The sequence below is a fragment of the Streptomyces sp. HB132 genome, assembly GCF_016909575.1.
Classification (GTDB): Bacteria; Actinomycetota; Actinomycetes; order Streptomycetales; family Streptomycetaceae; genus Streptomyces.
Genome location: NZ_JAFBGA010000020.1, coordinates 25632 through 42881 on the forward strand (window position 1 = coordinate 25632; position 17250 = coordinate 42881).

The 17250-nt window shown below is 68.5% G+C and carries 20 protein-coding genes; 8 read left to right on the forward strand and 12 right to left on the reverse strand.

All coding sequences use genetic code 11. The annotated features are described in order from the left end of the window. The first annotated feature begins 117 nt into the window (after positions 1–117). The 3 genes from JOC24_RS29775 to recX all read left to right on the forward strand — a co-directional run bounded on the left by JOC24_RS29775 (position 118) and on the right by recX (position 3407). A complete protein-coding gene (locus JOC24_RS29775) occupies positions 118–1260 on the forward strand; it encodes an AI-2E family transporter (RefSeq protein ID WP_205023605.1) in 1143 nt (380 codons plus the stop codon). A 326-nt stretch (positions 1261–1586) separates the two neighbouring features. Further along, a complete protein-coding gene (gene recA, locus JOC24_RS29780; RefSeq protein WP_205023529.1) occupies positions 1587–2711 on the forward strand; it encodes a recombinase RecA in 1125 nt (374 codons plus the stop codon). A 3-nt stretch (positions 2712–2714) separates the two neighbouring features. Further along, positions 2715–3407: a recombination regulator RecX gene (gene recX, locus JOC24_RS29785; RefSeq protein ID WP_205023530.1), complete on the forward strand. Its 693-nt coding sequence runs from the start codon at positions 2715–2717 to the stop codon at positions 3405–3407. A 303-nt stretch (positions 3408–3710) separates the two neighbouring features. On the opposite strand, the gene JOC24_RS29790 is transcribed toward recX, so the two are convergent. The 5 genes from JOC24_RS29790 to JOC24_RS29805 all read right to left on the reverse strand — a co-directional run bounded on the left by JOC24_RS29790 (position 3711) and on the right by JOC24_RS29805 (position 7325). Continuing rightward, entirely contained in the window at positions 3711–4346 is a 636-nt protein-coding gene (locus JOC24_RS29790) for a DUF6197 family protein (protein WP_205023606.1), read from the reverse strand. A gap of 151 nt (positions 4347–4497) precedes the next feature. Next, a complete protein-coding gene (locus tag JOC24_RS29795; protein WP_307792782.1) occupies positions 4498–4926 on the reverse strand; it encodes a rhodanese-like domain-containing protein in 429 nt (142 codons plus the stop codon). Beyond that, positions 4923–5444, reverse strand: coding sequence for a cupin domain-containing protein (locus JOC24_RS29800; RefSeq protein WP_205023607.1), 522 nt, complete (start codon positions 5442–5444; stop codon positions 4923–4925). The genes JOC24_RS29795 and JOC24_RS29800 overlap by 4 nt, the downstream gene beginning before the upstream one ends. 127 nt (positions 5445–5571) lie before the next feature. Further along, positions 5572–5658, reverse strand: coding sequence for a putative leader peptide (locus tag JOC24_RS34295; RefSeq protein WP_358980702.1), 87 nt, complete (start codon positions 5656–5658; stop codon positions 5572–5574). A gap of 32 nt (positions 5659–5690) precedes the next feature. Next, positions 5691–7325 (reverse strand): FAD-dependent monooxygenase, encoded by a 1635-nt coding sequence (locus JOC24_RS29805; RefSeq protein ID WP_205023531.1) that lies wholly within the window; start codon positions 7323–7325, stop codon positions 5691–5693. A 329-nt stretch (positions 7326–7654) separates the two neighbouring features. Here JOC24_RS29805 and JOC24_RS29810 point away from each other — a divergent pair, with 329 nt between their 5' ends. Then, on the forward strand, positions 7655–7906 hold the full coding sequence (locus tag JOC24_RS29810; RefSeq protein WP_205023532.1) for a hypothetical protein: 252 nt from the start codon (positions 7655–7657) through the stop codon (positions 7904–7906). A 231-nt stretch (positions 7907–8137) separates the two neighbouring features. Here JOC24_RS29810 and JOC24_RS29815 read toward each other — a convergent pair whose 3' ends face one another. Then, entirely contained in the window at positions 8138–8371 is a 234-nt protein-coding gene (locus JOC24_RS29815; protein WP_239581177.1) for a hypothetical protein, read from the reverse strand. 1676 nt (positions 8372–10047) lie between these two features. Between JOC24_RS29815 and JOC24_RS29820 the strand changes: the two genes are divergently transcribed. Together JOC24_RS29820 and JOC24_RS29825 are read left to right on the forward strand one after the other, a co-directional pair. Beyond that, positions 10048–10452, forward strand: a complete 405-nt coding sequence (locus tag JOC24_RS29820; RefSeq protein WP_205023534.1) for a hypothetical protein — start codon at positions 10048–10050, stop codon at positions 10450–10452. Next, positions 10394–10915: a hypothetical protein gene (locus JOC24_RS29825; protein WP_205023535.1), complete on the forward strand. Its 522-nt coding sequence runs from the start codon at positions 10394–10396 to the stop codon at positions 10913–10915. The genes JOC24_RS29820 and JOC24_RS29825 overlap by 59 nt, the downstream gene beginning before the upstream one ends. A gap of 6 nt (positions 10916–10921) precedes the next feature. Here JOC24_RS29825 and JOC24_RS29830 read toward each other — a convergent pair whose 3' ends face one another. Next, positions 10922–11104: a hypothetical protein gene (locus JOC24_RS29830; RefSeq protein ID WP_205023536.1), complete on the reverse strand. Its 183-nt coding sequence runs from the start codon at positions 11102–11104 to the stop codon at positions 10922–10924. A 156-nt stretch (positions 11105–11260) separates the two neighbouring features. Between JOC24_RS29830 and JOC24_RS29835 the strand changes: the two genes are divergently transcribed. After that, entirely contained in the window at positions 11261–11641 is a 381-nt protein-coding gene (locus JOC24_RS29835) for a hypothetical protein (RefSeq protein WP_205023537.1), read from the forward strand. A gap of 57 nt (positions 11642–11698) precedes the next feature. Here the strand turns inward: JOC24_RS29835 and JOC24_RS29840 are convergent, their stop codons facing one another. The 5 genes from JOC24_RS29840 to JOC24_RS29860 all read right to left on the reverse strand — a co-directional run bounded on the left by JOC24_RS29840 (position 11699) and on the right by JOC24_RS29860 (position 16180). Next, on the reverse strand, positions 11699–12181 hold the full coding sequence (locus tag JOC24_RS29840; RefSeq protein ID WP_205023538.1) for a hypothetical protein: 483 nt from the start codon (positions 12179–12181) through the stop codon (positions 11699–11701). 526 nt (positions 12182–12707) lie between these two features. Next, positions 12708–13640 carry an amino acid ABC transporter permease gene (locus JOC24_RS29845; RefSeq protein WP_205023539.1) on the reverse strand — a complete coding sequence of 311 codons (933 nt, stop codon included), beginning with the start codon at positions 13638–13640 and terminating at the stop codon, positions 12708–12710. Continuing rightward, positions 13637–14284 (reverse strand): amino acid ABC transporter permease, encoded by a 648-nt coding sequence (locus tag JOC24_RS29850; RefSeq protein WP_205023540.1) that lies wholly within the window; start codon positions 14282–14284, stop codon positions 13637–13639. Before JOC24_RS29850 ends, JOC24_RS29845 begins: the two co-directional genes overlap by 4 nt. Before the next feature lie 155 nt (positions 14285–14439). Beyond that, on the reverse strand, positions 14440–15363 hold the full coding sequence (locus JOC24_RS29855) for a glutamate ABC transporter substrate-binding protein (RefSeq protein WP_205023541.1): 924 nt from the start codon (positions 15361–15363) through the stop codon (positions 14440–14442). A 31-nt stretch (positions 15364–15394) separates the two neighbouring features. Continuing rightward, the gene (locus tag JOC24_RS29860; protein WP_205023542.1) at positions 15395–16180 is read right to left on the reverse strand and encodes an amino acid ABC transporter ATP-binding protein; all 786 of its coding nucleotides are present in this window, start codon (positions 16178–16180) and stop codon (positions 15395–15397) included. 376 nt (positions 16181–16556) lie between these two features. Here JOC24_RS29860 and JOC24_RS29865 point away from each other — a divergent pair, with 376 nt between their 5' ends. Beyond that, on the forward strand, positions 16557–17249 hold the full coding sequence (locus JOC24_RS29865) for a response regulator transcription factor (RefSeq protein WP_205023543.1): 693 nt from the start codon (positions 16557–16559) through the stop codon (positions 17247–17249). The last annotated feature ends 1 nt before the right edge of the window (position 17250 follow it).

The window sequence follows — 17250 nt, forward strand, 5'->3', positions numbered from 1 at the left end:
AGCGAGACTTGTCCCGTGGCCCCGACAGACGAGACCGACCAGACCCAGCCGCCCGCCCCACAGCCCGTCCCGCCGGCCGCACCACCCGGTCCGCCGCTCGGCGCCGGGCACGTCCGCATGCCGGGCTGGCTGCCGCGCGCGATGGTCATGGCACTGACGCTCTACGGGTGCTTCCAGCTGGGCAGCTGGGCCTTTTACCAGCTCATCGGACTGCTGACCAACGTCCTCATCGCCTTCTTCCTGGCGCTGGCCATCGAGCCGGCAGTCAGCCGCATGGCCGGGTACGGGATGCGCCGGGGGCTTGCCACCTTCCTGGTCTTCCTCGCCGTGCTGGTCGCCGGGGTCGGCTTCGTCCTCCTGCTCGGCTCGATGCTCGCCGGCCAGATCGTCGACATGGTCGAGGAGTTCCCCAAGTACCTCGACTCGGTGATCAACTGGGTCAACCAGACGTTCCGTACGGAGCTCTCGCGGGTCGAGGTGCAGGACAGCCTGCTGCACTCCGACTGGCTCCAGAAGTACGTGCAGAACAGCGCGACCGGCGTACTCGACGTCTCCACCACCGTGCTCGGCGGGCTGTTCCGGCTGTTGATGATCTTCCTGTTCTCGTTCTACTTCGCTGCCGACGGCCCCCGCCTGCGGCGCGCGCTGTGCTCCGTACTGCCGCCCTCCCGGCAGACCGAGGTGCTGCGCGCCTGGGAGATCGCGGTCGACAAGACCGGTGGCTACATCTACTCGCGCGGGCTGATGGCGCTGATCTCGGGCGCGGCTCACTACATCCTGCTGGTGGTCCTCGGTGTGCCCTACGCGCCGGCGCTCGCCGTCTGGGTCGGACTGGTCTCGCAGTTCATCCCCACGATCGGTACGTACCTGGCGGGGGCGCTGCCCATGCTGATCGCCTTCACCGTCGACCCCTGGTACGCCTTGTGGGTCCTCGGCTTCGTCGTGGTCTACCAGCAGTTCGAGAACTACGTGCTGCAGCCGAAGCTCACATCCAAGACGGTCGACATCCATCCCGCGGTCGCCTTCGGATCGGTGGTCGCGGGCACTGCGCTGATGGGTGCCGTGGGGGCTCTGATCGCCATCCCGGCCGTCGCGACGCTGCAGGCGTTCCTGGGGGCGTACGTGAAGCGCTACGACGTGACGGACGACCCCAGGGTGCACGGCGGCCCTCGCCTGCGCCGTGGTGAACCGCTGATGTCCAGGATCCGCCGCGCGGTGCGGGGTGGGGCTGAGGGCGGGTCGGGGCTCCGTCGGCCGTAACCGGTGACGTCGGTCGGCGGTCCGGGTCCTGAGCCTCGCCCGGGTCCCGGCCTCCTCTCGCTCGGATCCGGCACCCGCGGTCGGTCACAGTTCGTCGACTTGCCCGATGTCGCCTGTTTTGAGCCACTATCCTCGACCGTGTCGGCCCGGAGTGGTGCGCTTGACACTGAATTCGAACATCCATTCTCATGGGATTCCGGCCGGGTTTTGCCGGGCCCGACCGTGGAGTTGTCCACAGGGCGGGAGGACGTCGAGGCCCATTGTCAGTGGCAGGGGTTAGCGTCTGTGACGTGAAGCGATCGACTCAAGCAAATCGGGTGGAACCCATGGCAGGAACCGACCGCGAGAAGGCGCTGGACGCCGCACTCGCACAGATTGAACGGCAATTCGGTAAGGGCGCGGTGATGCGCCTCGGTGAACGGCCGAACGAGCCGATCGAGGTGATCCCCACCGGGTCCACCGCGCTCGACGTCGCGCTCGGCGTCGGCGGGCTGCCCCGCGGCCGTGTGGTGGAGGTGTACGGGCCGGAGTCCTCCGGCAAGACGACACTGACGCTGCACGCCGTGGCGAACGCGCAGAAGCTCGGCGGCTCGGTGGCGTTCATCGACGCGGAGCACGCCCTGGACCCGGAGTACGCGAAGAAGCTCGGCGTCGACATCGACAGCCTCATCCTCTCGCAGCCGGACAACGGCGAGCAGGCCCTCGAGATCGTGGACATGCTGGTCCGCTCCGGCGCACTGGACCTGATCGTCATCGACTCCGTCGCGGCCCTGGTGCCCCGTGCGGAGATCGAGGGCGAGATGGGCGACTCGCACGTGGGCCTGCAGGCGCGTCTGATGAGCCAGGCGCTCCGGAAGATCACCAGTGCGCTCAACCAGTCCAAGACCACCGCGATCTTCATCAACCAGCTGCGCGAGAAGATCGGTGTGATGTTCGGGTCACCGGAGACCACGACCGGTGGCCGGGCGCTGAAGTTCTACGCCTCGGTGCGTCTGGACATCCGCCGGATCGAGACGCTGAAGGACGGCACCGACGCCGTGGGTAACCGCACGCGCGTCAAGGTCGTGAAGAACAAGGTGGCGCCGCCCTTCAAGCAGGCCGAGTTCGACATCCTCTACGGCCAGGGCATCAGCCGCGAGGGCGGTCTGATCGACATGGGTGTGGAGCACGGCTTCGTCCGCAAGGCCGGTGCCTGGTACACCTACGAGGGCGACCAGCTCGGCCAGGGCAAGGAGAACTCGCGCAACTTCCTCAAGGACAACCCCGACCTCGCCAACGAGATCGAGAAGAAGATCCTCGACAAGCTGGGTGTCGGTGTCCGCGCGGACGACGCAGCGGCGGATGCCGGGGCCGATGCCGCGGGTGCTCCGGCCGACGGAGCGGCGGCCAAGTCGGTACCGGCTCCCGCGACCAAGGCCAAGCCCGCCAAGGCCGCAGCGGCCAAGAGCTAGGCCGTGACGCGTCGCACGGAGTGGCCGGGTGCCGACGCCGGTGCGGGTCCCGGTCCCGAGTACGCCGCGGAACCGTCCGGGGATCCCCCGGAGCCCGGCCGGGGGGCCGGGTTCGGCGAAGGAGCGGGCCGCCGTTCCCGCTCCCGTACCAGAGACAGCGGTTCCCCTTCCTCGTCGAGGGCCGAGAAGGGGGAACCGCGAGACCCGGTCGAGCAGGCGCGCAACATCTGTCTCAGGCTGCTGACCGGGACCCCGCGTACCCGTAAGCAGTTGGCCGACGCGCTCCGCAAGCGGGAGATTCCCGACGAGGCGGCCGAGGAAGTGCTCTCCCGCTTCGAGGACGTGGGGCTGATCGACGACGCGGCGTTCGCGGACGCCTGGGTCGAGTCCCGGCACCACGGCAGAGGGCTGGCCCGCCGTGCTCTCGCGCGGGAACTGCGCACCAAGGGCGTGGACCCGGTGGTGATCGACGAGGCGGTCGGGCAGCTCGACCCCGAACAGGAGGAGGGCACCGCCAGGGAGCTCGTCGCGCGGAAGCTCCGCTCCACACGGGGTCTGGACCGCGACAAGCGTCTGCGCCGGCTGGCGGGCATGCTCGCCCGCAAGGGGTACGGCGAGGGGATGGCCCTGCGCGTGGTGCGTCAGGCGATCGAGGCGGAGGGGGAGGACACGGAGGGGCTGGACGAGCTCTTCTGACCGGGAGGCGAGGGGGGAACGGGGAGGCAAGCCGACTGCCTCCGGGCACGGGGGATGGTTTCGCCCGGCGTGACCGGGACCGAGGACCGGGGCCGAGGACCAGGACCGAGGACCAGGCGCACAGGCCGCAGAATGGTCTGCGGCGGTGGTGTGGGTGCTGTGACCGGCAGGCCGCGCTCGATGCCTGGCCGGGGCGGCCGCGGCCGTCAGGGGCGGCCGGCCGAACTGCTCCCGGGCAGGGGCAGGTGGTGGCCTGTCGGGGAGTGCGCTGTCACGGCATCCGGCAGCCGGGCTCGGGCGGGCTCAGTGTCCTGCCAGTGACGCCCGGCGGATCGTGGTGTCGATCAAGGCGAGCGCGTCTGCTGCGGTGCGGCCGGGATGCCGGTTCCAGGGGCCGATCAGGTCCGTCCAGCCCTGCGACCGAAGCTCGGTGATGAGCCAGGCGCCGGCGCGGTCGACGGTGTCGAGCGACCCGTAGCCGAGCCGGTGGGCGGTCAGCATGGCCCCGCAGAGGCAGCGCGCACCACGGGCGTTGCGCAGACGGTAGGGGGTGTTCTGCCAGCCCCACTCGGTCAGGATCCGCCGTGCGTGGCCGAGGTGGGTGGACGGACGGACATCGGGCTGGCCGATGCGGCGCCACGCGTGCAGATGCTCGGGCAGCACCGCACCGAGGCGTCCGGGGAGCGGCCGTTCGCGGGGCGGGCGCGCGGGCAGGGCGCGCAGTGAGTCCTCGACGAGCCTGTCGACGGGAACGGACAGCAGTGCCCGCCAGTCGGCCGGGCGCACGGGCCGTGCCCCGGTGTCCGGCGCGGTAGCAGCGGGAGCAGGTTCACGCCCGGTGCGTTCCCAGCCGGTGACGATGCGCTGCCACGCGTCCGTGTCGTGGAGCAGGGAGGCCTGTGCGTCGAGCTGGTCAGGGGTGAGCTGAGCGGTGTCCATCGGCACGACATCTCCGTACATTCCGTCCTCGGTGATGAGGTGAATGTCCGTCGCGCGCGTCGATTGCTCCACCGGAGAGCAGCGTTCGGGTGGGCGGGGGAGTCATTCGGCCCTGGGCACAGCCGTCGGGGAGGGCCCAGGGCCGGTCCTGTCAGAGCGTGACCGGGAGCCCGGCCGCACGCCACGCCTGGAAGCCGCCGGTCAGATCCGTGGCGCGGTGCAGACCCAGTCGGCGAAGGGAGGCGACCGCCAGACTCGAGGCGTATCCCTCGTTGCAGATCACCACGATCCGTAGATCGTGGCTCACCGCCTGCGGGGTGCGGTGGCTGCCCTGGGGATCGAGCCGCCATTCCAGCTCGTTGCGCTCGACGACCAGAGCCCCTGGGATCAGGCCGTCCTTCTCGCGCAGCGCCGCATAACGGATGTCGACCAGCAGTGCCCCCTCCGCAGCGGCGGCCGCAGCCTCCTCGGGACCGATCCGTTCGTAACCGGACCGCACCCGGTCGAGCAGTGCGTCGATGCCCACCGGAGGCTCACCGCCCGGGTGTTCTCCGAGACCGCCCCGGTCCTGGACGCTCACTGCCAGTCCTCCGGACGTTCGGTCTGCTCGAGCCGCAGCACGGCTCCCGTGCGGCTGTAGCGGCGGATCTGCGGCAGCGGCGGGTAGTACGCGTGCACCGACACGGCGTGCTCCCGCCCGGACTCGTTGAGCACCTCGTGGACGTGGTGCCGGCCGAAAGCCCTGCCCTGGCCGGTCGCCAGGAGCCGGCTCCGGTCCACGCCCTCGCTCAGTTCGAGGGTCCTCCAGCCGTCGGTGGGCAGCCGCGCGGCCAGGGAGTACTCCTTGAGGGCGCCCGCGGCGACGGTGAACGCGCCCGTCGATTCGGCATGGTCGTGCCAGCCGGTGCCCGTCCCGGGCGGCCAGCTGATCAGCCACGCCTCGCTGCCGCCGGGGCCATCGAGGCGGAGCCAGGTGCGCCCCTCCGGATCGAGCGGGAGCGAGGCGACGAGCGCCGTGTCCTCCGCGGTCCTGCGGACGAAGTCGAGCAGTTCCGCCGTGGTCGGTGCGTCCGAGCCGTCGGCTGCCGGGGCCGGCAGGTCCGTGTCGACGGCGGACTCGGGTGTGGGGAGGGAGGGAAGGGAAGCAGACACAGGGACCGTCCTGAGAAGTTCGCTCGGGGGCACAGCCGCGCGGTGAGCAGCAGGGTGTGCTGGGGCAGGCGATTCAGCAGGACGGACGACACACGCAGCCCGCATAGCGGACGAGGTCCATATGGACCCTCCGCCACAGGTGCACGTCGGTGTCGGTCATGATCTGGAGTACACCATGTGCGTCTGTGGCGGTCAATTGACGTCCGCGGTCCGGTCGGAGCCCGCGGTGGTGCGCGCCTCGTCCCCCGGCTCGCCGTCCACTCCGCCGCCGCGTGCGGTGTCGGCCGCTGCGTAGAGCTCGGCGGGCCGCACCCCGCTGAAGGCCGCCACGAGATGCCCATCAGGCCTGACCAGCAACACCGTGTGCGCCGTCGCCCCCGGGTAGCTCTCGGTGACCAGCAGTTCGGCCTTCGCGGGAAGGGCGTCCACCGCGTCGACGAGCCGGGGCATGACACCCGCGGTCAGCCAGTGCCGCCTGTCCCACACCCCGGTGCCCGGTGCGACCAGGATCACCAACAGGTTTCCCAGGCCCAGCCGGTCGCGCAGCCGCACCGCCTTCCCGTCGGGCGCGGTCACCCGCACATCGGCGACCGGCGTGCCGGGGGCGGTCCCCACCGTGGCGTGAGCCTCGGCGCGTTGAGGCGAAAGGGGGGAGTGCGTGTACGAAGGGGGTGCGCCCAGGGGACCGCATCCCAGGTGGCCGTCGGCGAGCAAGGTGTCGTGACCGCGCGCGGCGCCGGAGACGAGCGTCCGGAGTCCGGCGCCGCCCCGGAGTATCGGCAGCGACTGGTCGGCGGCACGGAGCCGGGAGGCAACGGCGGTCCTGCGCTCGGCCTGGTAGCTGTCGAGGAGAAGCTCGGAGGCACTCTGGTGCCACGCCTGCGCCAGCTTCCAGGCGAGGTTCTCGGCGTCCCGCAGCCCCTCGTCCAGGCCCTGGGTGCCGAGGGCGCCCAGCAGGTGTGCGGCATCCCCGGCGAGGAACGCGCGCCCGGACCGCCAGCGTCTGGCCAGCCGGTGGTGCAGCGTGTACACCCCGGTGTCCAGCAGTTCGTAGGCCGGTGTCTCACCGCACCAGCCGCCGAGGGTGTCGCGGACACGGGTGATCAGGGCATCGGGGGTGACGAGTTCACCGCGTGGCGGAAGGAGCCAGTCCAGCCGCCAGACGCCGTCGGGCAGCGGCCGCGCGGTGACCTCCGAACCACCCGAACGCCAGGGCGGGGACCTGTGCAGCACTGCTTCGCCCGGCCAGGGCAGCTCGGCGCGGAGCGCGGCGACCGCATGCCGTTCCACCGCCGTACGGCCGGGAAACCTGATGTCCAGGAGCTTGCGTACGGTGGATCGCGCACCGTCGCAGCCCACCAGATAACTCCCACGCCACCAGGTCGAACCGGGCTCCCGGGTGTGCACCGTGACGCCGTACGGGTCCTGCTCCAGGGTGTCGATCCTGCTCAAGGGCACCACGGTGACCAGGCCCTGCGTGCCGACCGCGGCCCGCAGACCTCCGGCGAGTGCGTGCTGGGGCAGGTGTACGGGCGAGGGCAGCGGGACGGTGCCCTCCTCCTCGCCCAGCGGCACGGCCCGCACCAGTTGCTTGCGCCGCACCGACCGCCAGCCGCTCCACCGCAGGCCCTCGTCGGGGAGGGTCGTGCAGCCCAGGCGTGTCACCAGGTCCGCGGTGTCCTCGCGCAGCACGACGGTGCGCGCGGGGCGTGGTTCGTCGACGCCCGGCCCCTCGTCGAGCAGGACGGAGGGAACACCCTGAGCCGCGAGAGCGAGTGACAGCGCCAGACCGACCGGCCCGGCGCCGACAACGATCACCGGGTCCACGGTGTGATCCCTCCGGCGGCGTTCGTCGAGGTCGAGGGGGAGGAGAGGGAGGCGGCAGGGGCGGTTCGGGGCGGGATCACAGAACGTATGCAACCTACTGTCGGTGCGTGCGTCAAGTGACGTGGGCAGGTGGCGGGGGGCGCGCCGTGCCTGCCGCGCCCCCCATGCCGAAACAGCGCGGACGGCCTGTCAGATCTGCTGCGTATGAACGGCCTTGAACCCGGGGAACTCGCACCCGGGTCCCCGGGCGACGGCCGGTGCGGCAGGAGGAGCACCGGCCCGGTGTCCGGTGCTCCTCCTGCCGCACCGCAGCCCCCTCGAGCCGGTTCGTGAGCGACGTCAGCGTGAAGCCGGGCGCGATGGGCATCGGTGCGGTCACCGTGAGGCACGCGATGGCGTTCGCGCCGTGGTCAGTGCTCGTGGGGGCCGACCGACGTCGGCAGTTCGGAGAAGGTGAGTACCGCGTCGTTGAGCGCCGTGTCGTGCAGGATGACGGCTTTCCGGCGAGGATCGCGGGCAGCGTCGCGGTGAAGCACTGGGTATTCGTCTCTACGCCCGTGACCGGCCGGTCCTGGCGGTGAGTCTCCGACGAGATCAGCGGCCCGCTCCGGCAGTCCTCGCCTGAGGGCGCCGATCTGTCCCCCACACCCGCTACGGGCCGGTACGGATGTCGCCGGGCTCGGTACCCGTGCACGCAAGCGCCCGGCTGGGGGACCCCGGCCGGGCGCTTGTCCGAACTCTCACGGGCTGATCGACCGACCACCTGTCGCGGCGACTCCGTCGCGAACGGGGCCGGTCACGAGAGTTCGAGGTCAGTTGTTGTAGCGCGTCTCCACGCCCGCCGAAGAGGCGATGGTGTTTCCCTGGCAGTAGGCGTAGGAGAACCCGGTTATCCGCCACTGGCCGGCGTAGTTGTAAATCTTTCCGTTGTCAGGGTTCTTGCACAGGACCAGAGCCCGGTAGGCTCCGCCATTTGTCTTCGAGCAGATGGCGACACCGCCCCACTTTCCCGGAACCTCGTAGGAGCAACCCGTGGGATGCGCCATCGTTCCGACCTCGGAGGCCGAGGCAGTTGTCGCTGCGCCCAGAGAGAACAGGCCCGCCAGTAGAATTCCGAATGCTGGGGCTGCTGCGGCCCGGCGGGAACGAGCTGTCTTCAACAATGTCTTCGCCTACTTCCAGAGCTGATGATGCTTCAGAGGTTGTAATGGAGTGCAGGCCCGGTGCGCAATTGCCGCACTTTTCCCCAAGCCTCGGCAGGCTGATTTCCTTGCCGGCATCCGGCGAATGAGGTGAATCCGTCTTCCTGGGGGAGCCGTTGAGCCTGGCCCGAGGAAGGCGGACCGCTCGCATCCGTCCGGCGTGAGGCGGGCCGGTGCAGCGGGCCGACGCGGACCGGACGGCCCGCTGCGCAGCGGGGTTAGGAGGCCTTCGTCATGATCCCCGCGGAGGTGGGCTTTGTCATCGGAGGGCAGGACACGTAGGAGTAGCCGCTGGACACCCACTTCTGCGATTCGCGAGCGACTTTCTGGTTGTCCCAGTCCTCGCAGATCACGAGCGCCTTGTAGTGTCCGCCGTTGCTGTTGGAGCACTTGGCCGACGCCCCGTTTATCCCGGCCCCGTGAATGCTGTACGTGCAGCCGCTCGGGTGGGCCTGCGGTGTAACGACCCCGGCAGATGCTGTGGCCGGCACCGAGATAATGGCGCTGCATGCGGCTACGCCTGCAAGGAGGATCTTGTGTGTTCTGCGCACGGAAAGTATTCCTTTCGTCGGTGTCCATTGATCTATCGCCGAGAACCTCTCACTCCGAGAGGTATGCAGTCAATAGACTTCACAACCCGGCCAAAAAAGCGTTCAGGTTGTGGCGGTGCGAGTCTGAAGAATATGTGGCAGTACCGGATCAGGGCTCGGTTTCGGCCACGGCGACAGCAACGGGTTCGCGGGACTCCGATTCCTTGTCGCTATCAAATCAATTCGTTCGTGCAATAGGATTCCCATGAGCTCATGAAATGATCATGCGCTAAGCGAGTCGAGGTTCTCGAGCAGATGAGCTCGAGGCGAGCAGGCGAGGCGCCCTCAAGGTTCGGTGCGGCGCTCCTGGCGGGCGCCGAGGAGCCCGAAGCCGTGAAGTTCGGAGAAGTCCTGCTCGGCGACGCGGAGGAGTCTGCCGGTGCCCTGATGTCGGGTGATTCCTTGCGCGAGGCGCGGGACAGAAGCCTGTGGGGCATGTCGCGGTATGCGTGGGCGTCGTATCCCTTGTCGCGGAGGAGGGCTTCGGTCGTCGGCCGGGGGCCCGTGACGGACGGGAAACCGAGCTGCTGTCGGCCATGGCGAGGGGCTGGTGAGGTGATGCGCGAAACAGCGGACCAAACGTGGTGCGATACAGGTCGTGGGGGATCGGTCGGCCTCGATTGGCGTGATCTCGCCTCGAGCGACGGGACGTTCACAGGGCTGGAGATGGACGCGGGTCCGACGACGACTTCGCCGGCGGGGTGACAGACAAGCACCGCTGGCGTGCACTCCTCACCCAGGTCCCACCACGCCCGAGCGGGTCCTGGGCTCGCGGCTCGAGCGTTCGGCCATGCCGGCCCTCCTTCGAGCAGTCGAAGGCGACGATCCGCGCCGATGTGGTCCACGAGAAGCTCGTGAAGATGGGCTACCGGGGCAGCGAACGCTCGACGAGGCGGGCCGCGAACGCGACGAGGAACGCGTGGAAGGAAGGTGAGCGCCGAACGTACCGGCCTTGGATTCCCGAGCCGGGCCGGTGGCTGGATCGCGAAGGCCGACCTGGTGCCCACCAGCACGAACCTGCTGCCCGCCTACGACACCTTCGCCGAGCTCACCGATGCCTGCCTGAAGTGGTGCGATGCGGTGAACTCGCGCCGACACAGGGCGACCGGGCAGATACCCGCGAGCCGTCTGGACATCGAACGCACCACGCTGCATGTCCTGCCCATCGAGCCGCTCGCCCTCGCGCTGGGCGAGGAGAGACTGGTCGGCTCGGACCGCACCATCAGCTTCAACGCGGTGCGCCACTCGACCCCGCAAGGGCTATACCGGTGCCAAGGTGTGGTGCGGGGTCGTCGGCGAGGAACTCTCCATCACCGTCCGCACCAAATCTGTTGATCTCTCGGAGATTTGGCGCCACCAGCTCTCCACCCCGGGTGTTCCGCAGATCATCGACGAGCACTACCCCGACCATCCCGACGGCCGCAGCATCCACCAACCCAGACTGCAGCCCCGCTCGGAAGCAGAGATCGCATTCGTGGGCATCGGACCCGGAGCCGGACGCTGGCTCAAGGAAGCCGGACCCACCGGCGCCACCCGCATCCGCGCCAAGACGGCCCGCGCGGTCGAGCCGGCCACCGTCCTGAGCCACGACAATGTCGACCACGCCCTGGGACTCGCGGTCACGGCCGGACGCTTCGCCGACGACGACCTCCTCTCAATCCTGGGACACATCGCGGACAGCGAACCCGCCGGCGAGGTCGTCCGCGCGGACGAAGCCCACTCCGTCCAGAACGGAACCGCCGGCTGGCAGGCGCTCGGTCAACTGCAACCCGTTCCCGGGGAGTTGCCGGCCGACTGACGGCGGTCAGTCCCCGACGAACCACAGATACCGGTGCACTCGCTGCTGGACGACCTGGCACAACTCGCGGGCCTGTCCAACCCAGTCACCGCCGCAAGCGGCCGGGAGCCCGTCGAGTTCCACCAGCAGTAGCGGCACCTGCCGGTGGTTGAAGACCGCGTCGCCATACGGGTCCAGCGACCAGAGCATCGGAAACTCCGCTGGGTCCAGATCCGCGAATGCAGCGGTCCATTCCACACCACCCTGGGCCCGGGCCACGACGTTCCCGCGGTCGCCCCGACCGACATATTGATCATCCGCCGAACCTATCGGCGCCCGCCCCGACCCATGAAGGAATGAACGACTATGACGTTTCCCCAGGCCCCGGCGCTGCCCGAGGAGCTCGACAAGCTCATGCGCCGCATGCGCCTGCCCTATATGTGCAACGCGGCCCCGGACGTCCTGGCCACCACCCGAGCCCAGCGGTGGGATCCTGCCGAGGTTCTGCAGCTGCTGACAGCCGAGGGAGGTCACCGGCCGCGACGCGGCCACCCGGCCTCTTCGCCGCCACTCGGCGAACTTCCCCACCGGCAAGACGCTGGGCTCCCGGCGGGCCGAGGACTCCACCATGCTGAGGGGCCGCCTCGGCTGCGCGGCCCCACCCAGAACTCCCTGACCAACCCGGAATGGATCGGCCGCGCCGAGAACTTGGTGATCGCCGGCCCGTCGGTTATCAACGGTTTTTAGCCTCTGATGCGGAGTTCTTGCACGTCAGATCATTGATGAGATCGATGCCAGGTGCCGTCAGCGTAGGCTGGAAAGTTCGTTCACGTGGCGGGTGGGAACGCCGAAGAACAGGTCGGGCTGTGCCGGACCGTGGACGATATTGAGCGTGTCGAGTCGGTAGGTCCATTCGCCGCCGCATGAACCGGTGAAGCGGTAGTTGATCTGCCAGCGGAGCCACTCTCCGCGGGCGAGGCGAACGGCCGGTGGACGCCGCGATCTGCGTGGCGTGCCGAATGGCGTCGCAACCAGTTGAACCCGCAGCAGTCCGTCGGCTTCCCGCAAGAGGACGCCGGCGTCCGTGCTGGACTCGGGCATGCTGTCGTGCGTCACGGACCGGGGCTGGAAGTCTTCGGCTTCGTGCATCCGAACCTCGTGCATGAAGGGCGGCGAGCCGAGCGGCAGCGGAAAGGCCGTTGGGGTCGCGTTCCGACGCGCGGCTTCGAGCCCGCCACGGGATTGTTTGGTCCATGACGTGCGGACCCACTGCACCACTGTCTCCACGAGGCTTATCCTGCGGCATGGCCGGGACTGGCCGCTACTTCGTTTCGGCGGAGGCTGACAGGCCGACACCACCGGCCACACCTGGGTTTCTGATGGCCACCAGCCTGGGCCTCCAACAGCCATCCACCGGGGCGTCTCAATGACCGTTGACACGCATACGGCCTGTTCCGCCGATGGCAGCGGAACGGCACCCGGCAAAGGCGTTGAGCGGGCTCCGGTCCCCAGTCGACGCGAGGGCGCGATCACGCGGGATCTGCGCGTCGGTGCCACGTGATGCCGCGTCAGCCGACATGGCGGCCGGGGCCCGCAAGCGGGGAGCCCAGCGTCAGGGACCGCAGGGCGGTGTGTCTGCACCGGCCTCCCGAGCAGGGCCCGGCCACAAGGCGACAGGGCCCCCCGGCGCTGCTCGGCGCGATTCGCATCGCCGAGTTGCCGGGAGGCCCTGCCTACACGCTCACCTTCGAAAGGTCACCCGACCGGGAAACCTGTTCGACCAGTGCGTCGTACGACTGGTTGAGAGTGATTCCTAGCTCTTGCGGACGGGCTCCTCAGGAGCGTCCGGACCGGCTCCGTCGCCCTCGGGGTTCCGTGTGCCGGAAGTCTCGAGGACACCGGGTGCCTCCGCGGGTTCGGCGGCCGCGGCCACCGCGATACCCGTCTTGGCCCGCCGGCCCCGCTTCTCGATCCAGGTGGCGAGTGCCGACAGGAGCAGACACATCGCCACATAGATCGTGCCGATGACCGCGATGGTCGAGACGTACGGGTACTGGAAGTTGACCTGCGTGTTGGAGGCGATCAGACGCGCGGTCTGGAGCAGCTCCGGGTACAGGATGATGAAGCCGAGCGAGGTGTCCTTGAGGGTCACCACCAGCTGACTGATGATCGTCGGCAGCATCGCGCGGACCGCCTGCGGCATCAGCACCGTGACCATGACCTGGGTCTTGCTCATCCCCAGGGCGTACGCCGCTTCGCTCTGCCCCTTGGGTACGGAGTTGATGCCCGCCCGCAGGACCTCGGCCTGGACGCAGCCGTTGTAGACCGACAGTCCGAGCGCGAGGGCCCACATCGAGTAGTCGGTGAGGAAGCCGACCCAGATGGCGTAGATGGTGATCAGCAGCGGGATCGAGCGGAAGAGCTCGATGAAGGTGATCGCGAACCAGCGGACCGGCTTGTGGTCGGAGAGGCGGCCGACGGCGAGCAGGACTCCGAGGATCAGTGAACCGATCGCCGCCAGACCGAAGGCCTTCAGCGTGGCGAGCACGGCGTCGGCGATGTTCTGCCGGATGCCCGCGTAGTTGAAGATGTCCCACATCTCGGGGGCGAGGTGCCCCTTCTCGGACAGCCGCATCACGCTGATGCCGATCAGGGCCAGGATGGCGAGGGTTCCGGCAACGGCGTAGATCCGGTTGCGGACCGCGGCCTTGGGGCCCGGGGCGTCGTAGAGAACGCTGGCGCTCATCGGGCGACCTCCATACGGCGCTCCAGCAGCCGGAAGAGACCGCTGATGGTGAACGTGACGACCAGGTAGCCGAGTGCCACCCAGATGAAGACGGGTGTGATCTCGTAACCCCGGTCGCTCATCAGCTTCTGCCATCCGAAGAGTTCGGTGACACTGAAGGCGCCGGCGATCGCCGAGTTCTTCGTGAGCGCGATGAAGATGCTGCTCAGCGGGGGAATGACGGACCGCGTGGCCTGCGGGAGAACAACGATCCGCAGGGTCTGGGCGAACGTCATACCGATGGAGCGCGCGGCCTCGGCCTGTCCCAGGGAGACGGTGTTGATGCCCGAGCGGACCGCCTCGCAGACGAAGGAGGAGGTGTAGAAGCCGAGTGCCAGTGAGCCGAGAAGGAAGGGGCTCATGCCCGGGAAGAGGATCTCCGGCACCACGAAGAAGAAGATCAGGAAGAGGAGAGTCAGCGGCGTGTTGCGCAGCAGGGTCACCCAGGCGGTGCCGAAGTAGCGCAGCGGCGGCACCGGCGACACCCGGCAGCCGGCTATGGCGACGCCCAGCACCAGGGCGATGACCGAGCTGATGACGGTGATCGACACGGTGCCTATGAAGCCGTCGCGGAATTCCGGGAAATTATCGAGCAATACGTTCATGGGGTCTCCGCGTCGGCGGTCAGCGGCATCAGGGCAGGGGAAGGGGCGCCCCGTACGCCGCTGTGCACAGTGGCAGCGGCGTACGGGACGTCTCGCTCACGCGGTTGGCGTCAGTGACAGGACGTCAGTGACACGACGTCAGCGACAGAGCTGCGTCAGTAGCTCTCGATGGCCGGCGGCTCGGTGTAGTCCGAGCCGGACAGGCCCAGGGTCGCCTCGTAGATCTTCTTGTACGTGCCGTCCTGGACGTGGGTCTCCAGCGACTTGTTGATCGCCTCGCGGAGAGCCTTGTCGTCCTTGTTCAGGCCGACGCCGTAGGGCTCGTCGGTGAACGGCTTGCCGACGACCTTGAGCTTGCCCGAGTTGGCTGCGGCGTAGCCCTTGAGGATCGAGTCGTCGGTGGTGACGGCGTCGACCTGCTTGGTCAGGAGCTGCTGCACGCAGTCCGAGTACTTGGCCAGTTCGACGACCTGCGCGCCGTACTCAGGCTTCTTGATCTCCTGGAGCGGGGTGGAGCCCACGATCGAGCAGACCTTCTTGTCCTTCACCGACTCCTTGCCGGTGATGGAGGTCTCGTCCTTGCGCACGAGGAGGTCCGCGCCGGCCTTGTAGTACGGCCCAGCGAAGCCGACCTGCTTCTTGCGCTCGTCGTTGATCGTGTACGTACCGACGAAGTAGTCGACCTGGCCCTTGGAGATGGCCGTCTCGCGGATGCCGGAGTCGACGGTCTTCCACTCGATCTGCTTCGCGGAGAAGCCGAGGTCGGCCGCGATCATCTTGGCGATCTCGATGTCGAAGCCGGAGCGCTCCTTCGTCGACTGGTCCTCGAAGCCGAGGTAGGGCTGGTCGGCCTTCGCGCCGATGACCAGCTTGCCGCGCTGCTTCGCCTTCTTGAAGACCGGCGAGTCCAGGTCGACACCGGTCGCGACGGTGTACGTCGGGAGCTTCGGCGCCTCGGACGAACCGGGCTTGACGCCCGACGGCTTGTCACCGGCGGACCCCTCCTTGCCGCCGCAGGCGGTCGCGGTCAGGGCGAGCACGGCGATGGCCGCAACGGCGGCCGACTTGCGGAGCTTCATGTGAACAATCCTCGTGTCGTGGGTCGTCGGTTCAGTGGTGAAGGATCTTCGACAGGAAGTCCTTGGCCCGGTCGCTGCGCGGATTACTGAAGAACTGGTCGGGAGTCGCCTCTTCGACGATCTTTCCGTCCGCCATGAAGACCACACGGTTGGCGGCGGAACGGGCGAAGCCCATCTCGTGGGTGACGACGACCATGGTCATCCCCTCCCGGGCCAACTGCTGCATGACCTCGAGCACTTCGTTGATCATCTCTGGGTCGAGCGCCGACGTGGGCTCGTCGAAGAGCATGACCTTGGGGTCCATCGCCAGCGCCCGTGCGATGGCGACGCGCTGCTGCTGACCGCCGGAGAGCTGCGCCGGATACTTGTCCGCCTGCACGCCGACCCCCACGCGGTCGAGCAGGTTCCGGGCCTTCTCCTCAGCGGTCTTCTTGTCCGTTCCGCGGACCTTGACCTGGCCCAGCATCACGTTCTCGAGCACCGTCTTGTGCGCGAAGAGATTGAACGACTGGAAGACCATGCCGACATCGGCACGCAGCCTTGCGAGCTCCTTGCCCTCCTGGGGCAGGGGCTTGCCGTCGATCGAGATCGCGCCCGAGTCGATCGTCTCCAAGCGGTTGATCGTGCGGCACAGCGTGGACTTCCCGGACCCTGAGGGTCCGATGACTACGACGACCTCGCCGCTGGCGATGGTCAGGTCGATGTCCTGGAGCACATGCAGCGCGCCGAAGTGCTTGTTGACGTTGCTCAGTACGACAAGGTCGTCTCCCGCAGGTGCGGCATCCTCGGCGGCCTTGGTCACTGAAACTCCGCTCATCGGCTTATTGCTCCGTCCTCCTCGGTTAGGCAAGGACCCTAGTGACGCAGTGCTACCAGCGTCATTACATCTGAGCGGAAATTGAGCATAACGATCCGGCCTCAACAGGCCACTCCTCGTGAACGGGACGCCACGGGGTGCTCGGAGGCGTGTCGGGTGCATAACGGAAACCTGGTGGGAACGGGCAGGGACTTGACTGGGGTACCCGTCATCGGCGTGGATGCCCTGGTACGGGGACGACGTGAATCGCCGCTGTGCGGGAAGCTTCGCCGGGCGGAACACCGGAGGACCGTCACGCACGGTTCCAGGTCGTCGCAGTGACCTCGCGAGGACGTCGCGAGAGAGATGATGAACGGATGAGGCGGAGAGGGGGGCCATGAGACTGCTGCTCGTGGAGGACGACGACCATGTCGCTGCCGCTCTGACCGCCGTGCTCTCGCGCCACGGCTTCCAGGTCGTGCACGCGCGTAGTGGCGAGGAGGCCCTGCAGGCGCTGCTGCCGGCCGAGAAGGAGCCCTTCGGGGTCGTACTCCTCGATCTCGGGCTGCCCGATCAGGACGGCTACGAGGTGTGCGGGAAGATCCGAAAGCGTTCGGCGATCCCGGTGATCATGGTGACCGCGCGGTCCGACGTCCGCTCACGGATCCACGGCCTCAACCTCGGGGCCGACGACTACGTAGTGAAGCCGTACGACCCCGGTGAGCTGCTTGCCAGGATCCACGCCGTCGCCCGGCGCAGGACGGCCGGTGAGGACACCGGGGCGACCCCGCTCGCCGGCCTGCGGATCGGCCCGGTCCACATCGAGCTGCCCACCCGCCGGGTCAGCGTCGACGGTCGCGAGGTCCAGCTCACCCGCAAGGAGTTCGACCTGCTCGCGCTGCTCGCCCAGCGTCCCGGCGTGGTCTTCCGCCGGGAGCAGATCATCAGCGAGGTCTGGCGTACGAGCTGGGAGGGGACGGGACGCACCCTGGAGGTGCACGTCGCGTCGCTGCGCTCCAAGCTGCGACTGCCCGCACTGGTCGAGACCGTACGAGGCGTCGGCTACCGGCTCGTCCCACCGTCGGCCTGAG